Below are 12,819 nucleotides of genomic sequence, written 5' to 3' on the forward strand. Positions count from 1 at the left end.
TTCACGTATAATGACCAACAATTCCACAATAAATGCAAGTGATATTATTGGTGCATGTGGTAGCTTAAAAGAATCTATTATTACAACTTTTTTTTCTTACTACGTTTTGCTTAAAGATAATCTTGGATTGGTTTTTGGAATTATTGGAGTACTTAGTGCTTTTATTACAATTCTGGCTTATCTAAAACAAAATAAATCAGATATAAAAAATAAAGAACAAATGTCGGCGTTTGAAGCTAAACAAGATGAAACACTTAAAATATTAAAATCATTTGACAAATCTTCGATTCATGATATTGTTGATTACAATGCAGACTATCCAATAATAGAAGATGAACACAAGAGAGAAATGTTTGAGACGGCAGTGAAATTGAGGAATGAAAATAAACCAAACGAAGCTATAAAACGATTTAATCTTCTATTAGATCAAAACCCAACAGATGATCAAAGAATAGCTCTTTTTATGCTCATCGGAAATTCTTGCCTATTGATAGGGGATTATGATGAGGCTATTAGTAAACTCAAAAAAGCCCTCAAATTTACGGAAAAAACAAATAACCTCTCTGCGAAAGGAGTGGCACTGGGAAATATTGCTATAGTCTACCGCGTCAAGGGTGAATTAGATAAAGCAATTAAACATTTCGAACAGGCGCTTGATATTAATCGTGAGATTGAAAATAAATTAGGAGAGGCAAATGTTTTGGGTGGCCTCGGGAACGTGTATACTGATAAAAGTGATTCTGATAAAGCATTGGAATATCATCAAAAAGCACTTGAGATTCATCGTGAACTTGGATGCAAGAGGGGAGAAGGTGGTGATATTGGCAACATAGGTATAGTGTACAGTGCCAAAGGTGAGGATGAAAAAGCCTTGGGGTATTTTGAACAGGCACTCGACATTAATCGTGAGTTTGGATACGTATTAGAAGAAGCTAATCAATTGGGCAATATTGGTAGCATATATATTAATCGTGGCGATTTAGAAAAAGCCTTGGAATACTTTGAACAGGCGTTAGCTATTGATTGCGAAATTGGTTACAAATGGGGAGAGGCACATGATCTTGGAAAAATCGGTACTATATACAGAGCTAAAGAGAATTTAGAAAAAGCCTTGGAATACTTTGAACAGGCGCTTGACATTAATCATGAGATTGAAAATAAATTAGAAGAAGCTATTCAACTAAGAAACATTGGATTTGTCTATATTGATAAAGATGAAGATGAAAAATCCCTAGAATACTTCGAACAAGCCATAGAGTTTTATCATGAGTTTGGATATACATTGGAAGAAGGTAACCTATTAGGTAGTATCGGTAATATCTATATTCATCATGGTGATTTGGAAAAAGCCTTGGAATACTTTGAACAAGCACTTGATATTCATCGTAAGATTGGCTACAAGAAAGGAGAAGGTAATGGTCTGGTCAATATTGGGAACATATACTTTACCAAAGGCAAGTTTGAAAAAGCACTGAAATACTTGGAGCGAGGAGTTGTGGTTCATCGTGAGTCTGGAAGTAAGTTAGGAGAGGCAAATGGGCTAGGCAATATTGGAATAATATACTTTAAAAAAGGTGAATTTGAAAAAGCACTGAAATACTTAGAAAATGCACAAGAAATATATGATTCGATTGGTGCTCACGATTTAGGGGACAAAATGCAAAATATGATTTTGGGACTTTGCCATAATATACAATAGTAATAAGGCGTAAATTAAAGAACAAAAAAAGTACAGGTCCTGATGCAATATCAGAACAGCTTATCAAGGAAGTACTGGTGAACCCTTGTATCAAATGTAAGTTCAGGATGGAATGCAAGTGCCAGAACATTTCCCTGTTCAGCAGCTACGATCATATCATCGATCTTTGCAAGGACTTTGACATCGTTTCCTGAATCGATTATTCCGGGTGCTCTGATGAATACTGCATTGTATGGCTCATCAAGGAATGGGAGCTCAAGTTCTGTTTCGAAGGAATCACGTTGTCTTCCGAAAGCATTCCTGTTGACCTTTGTGTCCATGAGCCCGAGAAGATGCTGGTGTGTCTTTGCTACCTGCTCGTCACCGGATGTTGCCAGCAGGATAAGGCCTGCACAGGTTCCCATAATTGGTTTTCCGGCTGTGTTCATATCCCTGATCTCATCTGCGATACCTTCGCGTATCAGCAATTTTCCAAGGGTTGTGCTTTCTCCGCCGGGAAGTACCAGTGCATCACATTCAGGAACAATTCCTTTGTGTTTGATTGTGACAAGCTCGGCCTGTTCACCACGCTGCTCGATAGCTCTTTCAAGAGCTTCAACGTGTTCGGAAACATCTCCCTGAATAGCAATAACACCAATTTTCATAAAGATCACGTTTTAAGTTAAATGAATAAAAAAGAATAGTTGGGATGGGGTTACCATCCACGGTTCTGTAAGATATCTCCTTCGGAGATGGAGTCAACACTGATGCCTTTCATACCTGCGCCGATACCCTTTGATACCTCTGCAAGCACTTTTGGATTATCGTAGTTGTTGACAGCCTCGACAATAGCCTTTGCCATAAGTTCAGGATTCTCTGACTTGAAAATTCCTGATCCTACAAAGACACCATCAGCACCCATGCGCATCATAAGAGCTGCATCTGCTGGTGTTGCAACACCGCCTGCTGCAAAGTTCACAACAGGAATACGCTGCATCTCTGCGGTTTCCATAACAAGTTCTATTGGAGCTTCGATCTCACGTGCAACAGCGATGAGCTCTTCCTTGCTCATACCCTTTAACATGCGGATCTCGCCAAGGATCTGCTTCATGTGCTTGACAGCTTCACTGACATCACCGGTTCCAGCTTCACCCTTTGTACGGATCATTGCAGCACCTTCATTAATTCTGCGAAGTGCTTCACCAAGGTTCCTTGCACCACAAACGAATGGTACAGTGAACTCGGTCTTGTCAATGTGGTAGCTGTTGTCAGCTGGTGTGAGTACTTCAGACTCATCGACCATGTCAACACCAAGTGATTCTAAGATCTCAGCTTCTACAAAGTGGCCGATACGTGCCTTACCCATGACCGGGATCGTGACAGCATCGATTATATCTGCAACGATCTGTGGATCGGCCATTCTGGCAACTCCGCCTTCCTTTCTGATGTCAGCAGGTACAGCCTGAAGTGCCATAACAGCAACAGCCCCTGCTTCTTCTGCGATCTTTGCCTGTTCCGGGTTAACAACGTCCATAATTACGCCACCCTTCTGCATCTTTGCAAAGCCGCGTTTGATAAGCTCTGTACCGTGTCTTAATTTCTCGAGTTCCATAATATCATCCTGAATTGAATTTACGAATTTTATGCCTTAGCTACTCAGATTACTAGATAAAGTTAATGCTTAAAAGCATTTACATCTATTCTTCATCCGGTCTTATTCTTGCCACGCCAACCACTTTGTCGCTGGCACGGACATTCATTATCTTTACACCCTGTGTGTTTCTGCCCTGGACACGCACATCCTTTGCAGGAATACGAATAATGATGCCTTCGGAGCTGGTAAGCATGATGTCATCGTCATCATTTACTGCTTTCACATTGATCACCGGTCCATTACGCAGACTTGTTACTATGGTTATAACACCACGTCCTCCTCTGTGCATTGATCTGTATTCACTGAACTCTGTTCTCTTACCAAATCCATTCTCGGTCACTGTAAGCAGTGATGCGTTCTCATCAACAACATCCAGGCTCACTACCATATCCCCGTCTTCAAGGTTCATTCCACGAACTCCCTTGGCACTACGTCCCATCATACGGACCTCTTCTTCAGAGAATCTGATAGCCTTTCCGTGTCTTGAGACCATTACCATGTCCCTGGAACCATCTGTCAGTGCGACATTCACAAGTTCATCATCTTCAACAAGGTTTATGGCGATGATGCCCTTCTTACGTGGGTTGCTGAAATCGGAGAGCTGGCTCTTCTTCACAGTACCTGTACGAGTTGCCATAAAGAGATATTCATCCTCCTTGAATTCGCTCACAGGTATCATTGCTGTTACAAGTTCGCCCTCTCCAAGTTCGAGCAGGTTCACAATAGCTTTGCCACGTGCCTGTCTGCTGCCTTCAGGTATCTCATAGACCTTACGCCAGTGTACACGACCCATGTTGGTGAAGAACATTATATAATCATGGGTAGAGGCAACAAAGATGTCCACCACGAAATCCTCGTCCTTGGTGTCCATTCCGATCACGCCTTTTCCGCCTCTGTGCTGTTTGGAATATGTATCAACAGGAAGTCTCTTGATGTAACCACTGTTAGTGATGGTCACTACCATTTCCCCTTCAGGGATCAGATCCTCATCTTCGAGCTCTTCGACAGATGACTTTATAGCCGTTCTACGTTCGTCACCGAAACGTTCCCTCAGGTCTGCCAGTTCATCTCTAATGATACTATATTTCCTTTCATCGCTCTCGATGATCGCCTTGTATTCAGTTATCTGCTTGAGCAGTTCATTATATTCATCATCGATCTTCTGTCTTTCAAGACCGGTGAGCTTCTGAAGGCGCATATCAAGGATAGCCTTTGCCTGTACTTCATCAAGTCCGAACTTTGAGATGAGCCCTTCTCTTGCTTCTTCAACATTCTGCGAAGAACGTATGAGTGAAATGACCTCGTCCAGATGGTCAAGAGCTATCTTTAAACCTTTGAGTATGTGAGCCCTGTCCTCTGCCTTCTTCAGAAGGAACTGTGTACGTTTAAGGATAACATCGATACGATGGTCCAGATAGATACGCAGGATCTGTTTCAGGTTCAACTCTCTTGGTACATCATCTACAAGTGCCAGATTGATAATACCAAAAGTTGTCTGCATCTGTGTATGTTTATAGAGCTGGTTCAGTACTACATTTGCGTTGGTACCCCGTGTCAGTTCTATGACAACACGAATACCCTCACGATCAGATTCATCACGCAGGTCTGAAACACCAATGACCCTCTTTTCCCTTACAAGGGCTGCGATATCCTCAATGAGCTTTGCCTTGTTTACCTGATATGGAAGTTCGGAGACAATTATTCTATACTTGTCCTTTTTCATCTCCTCTATCTCAGCAACAGCTCTGATCTGAACCCTGCCACGACCTGTCTCGTAGGCTGACTTGATCCCATGCTTGCCCATTATAGTGGCACCTGTTGGGAAATCCGGTCCCTTTACAGCTGTCATGAGCTCGGGAATTGTCACATCAGGGTTCTCGATCATCATCATGGTCGCATCGATGACCTCGGTAAGATTGTGAGGTGCCATGTTAGTGGCCATACCCACAGCAATACCCGTGGAACCGTTGATAAGCAGGTTCGGTAGTTTTGCCGGAAGAACGACTGGTTCTTCAAGTGAACCGTCGTAGTTGGGACGTGTTGCAATGGTCTCCTTATCGATATCAAGGAGCATCTCATCACATATCTTATCCATACGCACTTCAGTGTAACGCATAGCTGCAGCGGAGTCCCCGTCAATTGAACCGAAGTTACCCTGTCCGTCTATGAATGGATATCTCAATGAGAAATCCTGTACCATTCTTACAAGTGAATCATACACAGCAGTATCGCCATGCGGGTGGTATTTACCAAGAACGTCTCCCACTACACGGGCAGACTTCTTGTACGCTTTGTCATAGGTTATGCCGCCCTCTTTCATTGCATAGAGGATCCTACGGTGAACTGGTTTGAGTCCATCTTTTGCATCAGGCAGTGCACGGCTTACAATTACACTCATGGCATAGTCCATGAATGATTTTTTCATCTCATCTTCAATGAGGATAGGGACTATTTTTTCGCCGGTATCTGTTGGCTGGATATCAAAAGGAACTTCATCTTCCGGTGTATCTGGATCATTGTCCTGGATATTTTCATTATCAATATTATCTGCCATTTTTTATCACCTCAGACATCCAGGTTAGCTACATCCTTTGCGTGCGTTGTTATGAAATGCTTACGTGGAGCAACATCATCTCCCATAAGTATTGTGAACATCTCATCAGCAGCAACTGCATCTTCCATTGTGACCTGTAGCAGTGTTCTTGTTTCCGGGTTCATTGTTGTTTCCCAGAGCTGTTCAGGGTTCATTTCACCAAGACCCTTGTAACGCTGTATGCCTACGCCCTTGTCACCGATCTCTTCCATCTTTGCTGCAAGTTCCCTGTCAGAATATACATAATATTCAGCTTTGCCTTTTTTCACTTTGTAGAGTGGTGGCTGTGCTATGTACACATAACCAGCATCTATCATTGGTTTCATGTACCTGAAGAAAAGTGTGAGGATAAGTGTTCTGATGTGAGCTCCGTCAACATCGGCATCGGTCATAATGATAACTTTATGGTAACGTGCTTTTTCAACATTATAATCATCACCAATGCCAGTTCCCATAGCTGTGATAAATGCAAGGATCTCATTGTTCTTTAGGATCTTTGTCAGACGTGCTTTCTCAACGTTAAGGATCTTACCTCTGAGTGGTAATATGGCCTGGTTCTTACGGTCTCTTCCCTGCTTTGCAGAACCACCTGCAGAGTCACCTTCTACAAGATATAGTTCACTGAGTGATGGGTCCTTTTCAGAACAATCTGCAAGTTTTCCTGGAAGTGTGCCTACGTCAAGGGCGCTCTTTCTGCGGGTAAGTTCTCTTGCTTTCTTTGCAGCTTCCCTGGCGCGTTGTGCATCCAATGCTTTTTGCAGGATAGCAGTGGCAACTTTTGGGTTCTCTTCCATGTATTCGGAGAGTCCCTCTGAAACCATGGAGTCAACAATTCCTTTTACATCACTATTACCCAACTTGGTTTTGGTCTGCCCTTCGAATTGTGGCTCTGTTAGTTTGACACTTATAATGGCTGTTAATCCTTCACGGATATCTTCGCCTGAGAGTTTCAGGTCACCTTTAGCCAGATTGTTCTTTTTGATATAGTCGTTAGCAACTCTTGTGAGTGCTGATTTGAAACCAACAAGATGAGTACCACCTTCGTGGGTATTTATGTTATTGACAAAAGAGTAAACATATTCGGCATAGTTATCTGTGTACTGCATTGATATTTCAACAATGGTATCATCTTTTGTCCGTTCAAAGTATATGGGGGAATCATGAAGGGTAGTTCTGTTGTGGTTAAGGTGCTCTACAAAAGAAACGATACCTCCTTCGTACTCAAATATTTCTTCTACTATTTCTTCTTCCCTGTGGTCTGCTATGCTTATCCTTATTCCCCTGTTGAGGAATGCAAGTTCACGCAGCCTTGTTACAAGGGTCTCATATACGAACTTAGTCGTCTCGAAGATGGTATCATCCGGTTTGAAAGTGACCTTGGTACCTGTAGTATCAGTGTCACCAATTTCCAGTATCTCATCTGTAGGTGTTCCACGTTCATAGCGCTGATAGTGTATCTTACCATCACGCTGGACCTCTGCTTCCATCCATTCGGACAGTGCGTTGACAACTGATACACCAACACCGTGCAGACCACCTGATACCTTGTAGGTGTCCTTGTCAAATTTACCACCTGCATGGAGAATGGTCATTACCACTTCAAGTGCTGACTTGTTGTACTTTGGATGCATCCCTACAGGGATACCTCTACCATTATCCTGGACCGTGATGGTCCCGTCATGGTTTATAGCTACATCTATCTTTGTACAATACCCAGCCAGTGCTTCATCGATACTGTTGTCCACCACCTCATATACAAGATGATGAAGACCCCTGCCATCGATACTCCCGATATACATGCTTGGACGTTTGCGAACAGCTTCCAGCCCTTCAAGTACCTGTATATTGCTTGCATCATAAGCCTGTTTTTCACCCATTTAAATACAACTCCGTGAAAAATTCATAATGATCACATAAATAATGTTTAATTGAATATATCTAAAACGTACACTAAACAGTCTCTCTAAAATACAGTCTAAGAAATGTTTGTTTTAAATCTCTCGGTTCTTATTTTCCGTTCAAAACTTACGGCATCTAGTATGCATTCATGCTTATTAAATGTTTATATAAAATTGATTGAAAAAAGTTAGGAATATAACTATTTACTACTATTTTTTCGCCAGATAATAAGAGGTATTTCTGGTTCAGGTCCCCTTATTATCTGCAATTTTGTTCCGGGACCTGATATCTCCACGTTTAAGTATGTACCACGGCATCCCAATTATCCACGCAAGGAACACGAACAGTGCCCAAAGTCCGGGACGTTCAGAGCCTATCTTTTGTGCATCAACATAGACAAGGAATACACTTCCAAGGAATACCAGAACGAACAAAGGTGGAAATAGCAACGAGACAAGTCCGACTATGAACACTATCACGAACGTACTGTCACTATGCATTTCCGGTGATCTTTCAGATGCTTTTGCCAGATATGCGATCATCTCCTCTGATCTCGCCCCGCAACTGCTGCAATAAGCAGTTCCTTCTGGTATCTTTTCACCACATTGTCTGCAATACATTATGATCACTTTCTGCATGGAAGAATTGTCAACATCTATTTTCTTTTCAGACCAGGATGATTCGGACTAATATCCATCACCTGTCCACTTAATTCCTGCATCACCCTGTCCAGCAGATCATCGATCTCCTCAACTTCTTCCTCATTGATCATGGATGAATAGATATCTCTTATAGCCATAAGACTGGCAACTGCCAGAGCAAGGGAAATGGACAGCACATCAACAGTTACTTCTTCACGATAATCGAAATCACCGATCGCTCTTTTTATTCCCGGATGTGCTGCATTTGAGATGAGTATATAGAAGTCGTCGACCTGTTCTTTCTTATCGCCTGTATAAAGGACCTCACGTATCCTTGATGGTCTGAGCCAGTGATGCCTGTTCTTCAGTTCTCTTTCCTCGTCCTCTGTAAGAGTACCAAGCTGCTGTTTATGGAAAATGTATGCCTCCCTGTCGGTCATGTGAAGCAGGTACATCTGTGTGATTCCTTCAAAAACTGTTCTCAGGTTCAGGTAAGCAGGATTGTTCAGGCCGATACATGCTAATTTGTAGGCTGCTATCAGATTGTGGTTATTTCGCTCGAAGAGTACCGGTATTATCGACCCAGGACCCTCGGGATGTTTACCTGTTCTTTTGAACTCATCAACAAACCCGGCATTAAGAACCGTCGTAAGGTGGAACAACAACTCGATCGAATCCTGTAAGATGTCCAGCTTGGCAGCGTGTTCCCTGAAGATGATCTCTTTCCTGTAGAGAAAGGTTGATTCAATGTCGTTGTAGTCACGTCGTGTTTTGCCGGGGTGCATGGTGGTGGTCCTTGGTTTGTTGCTTTTTCTGTGGGTATGACATGTATATTGTTTTCGTTATTGCTAGTCATGTAAGTAAACGTTATTATATTTGTTATTAATATGGTAGTTTTACACAGCAAAATTAATAATAGTTTTATTTTTGTGACAAAAATAATTATGTAGAGTATATATTTCTACATGAAAATGAGAAGATTTTGTCAGTAAATGATTGTAAATTGTAATCATTTACTCATAATAAGCATCCAAAATCTCTTCAAAATCATAGATGAAGACCATTCCTGATTTGTAATCAAATTGTTCAGCATACTGTGAGCCTCTCTTTGCATTCAATGCTAGCACAAGATATTTGCCATCGTCTGAAAATGTACCTGCTGAAAAAGATCGGGTAAAATTAAGTTTTAAACTTCTGCTACTCACAATTTTTCTTTTTGAATCAGTATCCCATATGATCAATCTGGCAAAATCCATGCTCATGATGTATTTTCCATCCCTTGACAGTGCAGTGGAGTAAGGCGGAAGTTCCAATCCTCTCAGGCGGTACATTTCCTCATAAGAGCTCCCATCCCAGACTATTACTTCACTGAGACCCAAACTACCTGCAGCAAGGATTTTCCCATCATCGGAGAACTGAAGATCAGCAACCGCCCTTTCCTCTAAAGTTCTGACAATATCCCCACTTTCAAGATCAAAGAAAACTATTCTGTCAGGGTTGATACTATTGGCAAAACTTGCAACCAGATATTTTCCATCAGGCGTGAATGTGATCGAGGTTGCTTTGTAATTGTCACTTGTAATTGAATTCACCACTTCACCAGTTTCAATATCCCAGAAAGTTATTGTGCATCTCTCGGGGTCTGCAGTCATTTCTGTACAGGCAGCATAGATAGTTTCGTCCGGGGAAATAGCAGTATCTTCTATAAAAATATCGTTTATCTGATGCGTCCTGAAAGTTCTGCTGGCAACACCTATGCTGTGTGTCATGTTGTAAAGTGTCAGATGTGACGCTGGAATTTCATCATACGCCCAGGATTCGTCGTTATTGGAACCTACTAGGTAATAGTTACCAGTCATAGAAAATTCAGTGTCTATAATGTTGCGATGTGGTTCATGATCTTCTACCGTAGCACTGCTTCCATCATTCATCACGTGATATCCATAGAAATCGTCACCATCTTTAGTATCCCAGAAATTGACTGTACGTCCTGTACTACTTATAACAAACTTCCCATCAGGAGATATATCGATATTTTCCACGCCACTTCCCTCTACATAGGATGTCTTAAAAGGTTCAAACTCTTCAAGTGATTTAGGAGGAGAAACAAAATCATATATGAATGCTATAAACTCGGGAATTATGGGTAACTCATCAAGTGTTTTTTCAGTGGAGGTGAAATCCCAGGCACCTGCGATGATTCCTGGTAACAGGGACATTATGACTAACAACGAAATAATCATGCTAAGGGCTTTTTTCTTTTCTGGCATGGTGATAAACTCAAAAGTTGTTGATCAATTGTAGATAGGTTCATGAACATTAAAATCTTATGTAAATAGATATTTAATGTAAACTGATTATATTTATTTTATTGTGCATTTGATTGAAGTTGGACTTAAAATGGAAATGAATTACTTCATTTTCAATGGTAAAACTTCAATTTAGTATAACTGATTTATTGAAGTTTGTATTTCATTCTTTTTCCTATTACATTCCCCTCCACTGAATAAACACTTATGTACTTTCACCCAAGATTATTCCTAACACCATGAACCGCTCAGACCTTCTAACCGAACTCAAAAAAGAGACTCGCTATATCTCCAACGAAGACCTGAGCCTTGCCAGAGCAGCCATCATGGAAGCTGTGGAACACGTCCCGGAGCCATACAAGACGATATATTCATCGGATTATTTCACTTTCCTTTACGAGAACTTCCTCAGGTTGAAAGGACATAGGGATGCCGGGATCGAAGAAGAACTTGATCAGGAGGAATATGGCTCCCTTCTGAATAGCATAAAGGACAAAAGTTATTCTGAGGACAGAAAAAGGGAAGCTCTGACCAGATTCACAACTCTTGTACTTGCTTATCTTGTCTTCATAGTTAAAGAGCCGCTGCATCCGGTCGGGATGGTCTTTCCGGGTGGTATGAGGATAACTCAGAAGGAAATGCATTATTATTGTCCTGTAAAGGATAAGCAGGCAGAGACCAATATATCATTCTGTGAGTTCTGCATCTGTAAGGACAATTCTGAACTGGAATGACAAATTGAATAATTTGAATAACTTTACCGATCCCGAAGGGTCCGGCGAAGCCAGCATTTTCCCACAAGATTAAAAAATAAGCTGTATATTCCCAGATTTTTAGTATAGCTTCTTTGAAGAAGAGTAGGGACGTGCCGCCTTCGGCGTATGGTTATTTTGTTTTTAGATTAGAAATGGCTTTTCTATCTGAAAAATAAAAATAGAAAAAAGTGCCTGAATCTGGTTCAGGCTTTGAATGCCAGTGCCTTTGTTGGACATGCTGTGATGCATCTTCCGCACTTGATACAGTCTGGCTTATCATTGTTGGTGTGGACATCGAGCTGCATTGGGCAGACCTTCTCACACTTGTTACAGTTGATGCACTTTGATTCATCTGTCCTGAGCTGGTATTTCTTACCACCGATCAGGTTCTGGACGGTTCCCATTGGACAGAAGGTACACCATGTACGTGGGCTGATGCCTGCACCTGTGACCAGTGCGATGGTTGTTGTAACAAGGCACATGATAACAAAGACCATACCGATCTGGTTGATCAGCCCCTGGGTGCTGAGGAGTCTGTAACCCATGAATCCCATCATAAGCATGAAGATAGGTATCCTGACCCAGTAGCTTCTGAGGATCGCTGGTATCTTTTTATTGCGTGTTATTTTCCCTACCCAGAAATCATTGAAACTTCCTCTGGGACAGAGATTTCCGCAGAACCATCTTCCCCGGGAGATACTTGTTATAAGTAGCGTTGCGAATACGAGCAGCAGGAAATAGCCCAGAAGTGGGAACCAGAGTCCTGCAATTGATACAATAATAACGAGAATTCCAAGGTATGGAGTAATTTTTAGCACATTTATCACCCTTTTTGTTTTTCTTTATGAATTGTAAGTGGTATTTTGTAAATAAGGACCGGTCTCACTGGTTCTCATCCGCCCATGACCGGAGTTCGCTGTCAACCCTCTTGACCCAGCTGTTGACTATCTCCATGATAAGTTCGTGGATGTCCTTCTTGCTGCGGATCTTGTAGACGAAGAAGTATCCACCGCCGTCCATGTTGTTCTGGGAACGGATGAGTATCTTCCTTTCAAAGAGTTTCTTTACACTCCTCTGTACTGTTGAGAGGTTAAGTCCGAGTTCCTCTGCTATTGTTTCTGTCGTAAGCCAGTCCTGTCCGTATTGCAGGAAGTACTTCAATATCTGAAGTTCGGCTTTCGTAAGGTTCAAACCACACTTGATCACAGCTTCGATCTCAAACTCTTTACAGGCAAAATCTACCATTTGATACCTCCATTATTCGACAGTACTGTACTAAAGCAGCAGCTG

11 protein-coding genes are annotated in these 12,819 nt (G+C 41.7%); 2 read left to right on the forward strand and 9 right to left on the reverse strand.

Features of this window, described 5'->3' with window-relative positions; genetic code table 11:
• Positions 1-10 precede the first annotated feature (10 nt).
• Positions 11-1,699 carry a tetratricopeptide repeat protein gene (locus tag BM008_RS02455; RefSeq protein WP_091932700.1) on the forward strand — a complete coding sequence of 563 codons (1,689 nt, stop codon included), beginning with the start codon at positions 11-13 and terminating at the stop codon, positions 1,697-1,699.
• A gap of 50 nt (positions 1,700-1,749) precedes the next feature.
• On the opposite strand, the gene pdxT is transcribed toward BM008_RS02455, so the two are convergent.
• From pdxT to BM008_RS02490, 7 genes are all read right to left on the reverse strand, one after another.
• A complete protein-coding gene (gene pdxT, locus BM008_RS02460) occupies positions 1,750-2,343 on the reverse strand; it encodes a pyridoxal 5'-phosphate synthase glutaminase subunit PdxT (RefSeq protein WP_091932702.1) in 594 nt (197 codons plus the stop codon).
• Positions 2,344-2,393: 50 nt separating this feature from the next.
• On the reverse strand, positions 2,394-3,290 hold the full coding sequence (pdxS, locus tag BM008_RS02465; protein ID WP_091932706.1) for a pyridoxal 5'-phosphate synthase lyase subunit PdxS: 897 nt from the start codon (positions 3,288-3,290) through the stop codon (positions 2,394-2,396).
• An 85-nt stretch (positions 3,291-3,375) separates the two neighbouring features.
• Positions 3,376-5,886 carry a DNA gyrase subunit A gene (gyrA, locus tag BM008_RS02470; protein ID WP_091932709.1) on the reverse strand — a complete coding sequence of 837 codons (2,511 nt, stop codon included), beginning with the start codon at positions 5,884-5,886 and terminating at the stop codon, positions 3,376-3,378.
• Between the two features lie 11 nt (positions 5,887-5,897).
• A complete protein-coding gene (gene gyrB / locus BM008_RS02475) occupies positions 5,898-7,802 on the reverse strand; it encodes a DNA topoisomerase (ATP-hydrolyzing) subunit B (RefSeq protein ID WP_091932712.1) in 1,905 nt (634 codons plus the stop codon).
• Between the two features lie 267 nt (positions 7,803-8,069).
• Positions 8,070-8,462, reverse strand: coding sequence for a zinc ribbon domain-containing protein (locus BM008_RS02480; RefSeq protein ID WP_143072246.1), 393 nt, complete (start codon positions 8,460-8,462; stop codon positions 8,070-8,072).
• Between the two features lie 17 nt (positions 8,463-8,479).
• Complete coding sequence (locus BM008_RS02485) at positions 8,480-9,250, reverse strand: hypothetical protein (RefSeq protein ID WP_091932718.1); 771 nt, start codon at positions 9,248-9,250, stop codon at positions 8,480-8,482.
• 228 nt (positions 9,251-9,478) lie between these two features.
• The gene (locus BM008_RS02490; protein WP_091932721.1) at positions 9,479-10,735 is read right to left on the reverse strand and encodes a WD40 repeat domain-containing protein; all 1,257 of its coding nucleotides are present in this window, start codon (positions 10,733-10,735) and stop codon (positions 9,479-9,481) included.
• Positions 10,736-11,013: 278 nt separating this feature from the next.
• On the opposite strand from BM008_RS02490, the gene BM008_RS02495 reads away from it, so the two are divergent.
• Positions 11,014-11,508 carry a DUF2115 domain-containing protein gene (locus tag BM008_RS02495; RefSeq protein ID WP_091932724.1) on the forward strand — a complete coding sequence of 165 codons (495 nt, stop codon included), beginning with the start codon at positions 11,014-11,016 and terminating at the stop codon, positions 11,506-11,508.
• Positions 11,509-11,732: 224 nt separating this feature from the next.
• Here BM008_RS02495 and BM008_RS02500 read toward each other — a convergent pair whose 3' ends face one another.
• Both BM008_RS02500 and BM008_RS02505 read right to left on the reverse strand, forming a co-directional pair.
• Entirely contained in the window at positions 11,733-12,347 is a 615-nt protein-coding gene (locus tag BM008_RS02500; protein ID WP_091932727.1) for a 4Fe-4S binding protein, read from the reverse strand.
• A gap of 64 nt (positions 12,348-12,411) precedes the next feature.
• Positions 12,412-12,774, reverse strand: a complete 363-nt coding sequence (locus tag BM008_RS02505) for an HTH domain-containing protein (RefSeq protein ID WP_091932729.1) — start codon at positions 12,772-12,774, stop codon at positions 12,412-12,414.
• Positions 12,775-12,819: the final 45 nt, after the last annotated feature.

Source organism: Methanolobus profundi (genome assembly GCF_900114835.1).
In the GTDB taxonomy this organism is placed as follows: Archaea; Halobacteriota; Methanosarcinia; order Methanosarcinales; family Methanosarcinaceae; genus Methanolobus; species Methanolobus profundi.

Coding starts and splice junctions, on each gene's coding strand:
- BM008_RS02495 (WP_091932724.1), top strand. CDS start 11,014: ATGAACCGCTCAGACCTTCTAACCGAACTCAAAAAAGAGACTCGCTAT.
- gyrA (WP_091932709.1), bottom strand. CDS start 5,886: ATGGCAGATAATATTGATAATGAAAATATCCAGGACAATGATCCAGAT.
- BM008_RS02455 (WP_091932700.1), top strand. CDS start 11: ATGACCAACAATTCCACAATAAATGCAAGTGATATTATTGGTGCATGT.
- BM008_RS02490 (WP_091932721.1), bottom strand. CDS start 10,735: ATGCCAGAAAAGAAAAAAGCCCTTAGCATGATTATTTCGTTGTTAGTC.
- BM008_RS02505 (WP_091932729.1), bottom strand. CDS start 12,774: ATGGTAGATTTTGCCTGTAAAGAGTTTGAGATCGAAGCTGTGATCAAG.
- BM008_RS02480 (WP_143072246.1), bottom strand. CDS start 8,462: ATGCAGAAAGTGATCATAATGTATTGCAGACAATGTGGTGAAAAGATA.
- pdxT (WP_091932702.1), bottom strand. CDS start 2,343: ATGAAAATTGGTGTTATTGCTATTCAGGGAGATGTTTCCGAACACGTT.
- BM008_RS02485 (WP_091932718.1), bottom strand. CDS start 9,250: ATGCACCCCGGCAAAACACGACGTGACTACAACGACATTGAATCAACC.
- gyrB (WP_091932712.1), bottom strand. CDS start 7,802: ATGGGTGAAAAACAGGCTTATGATGCAAGCAATATACAGGTACTTGAA.
- pdxS (WP_091932706.1), bottom strand. CDS start 3,290: ATGGAACTCGAGAAATTAAGACACGGTACAGAGCTTATCAAACGCGGC.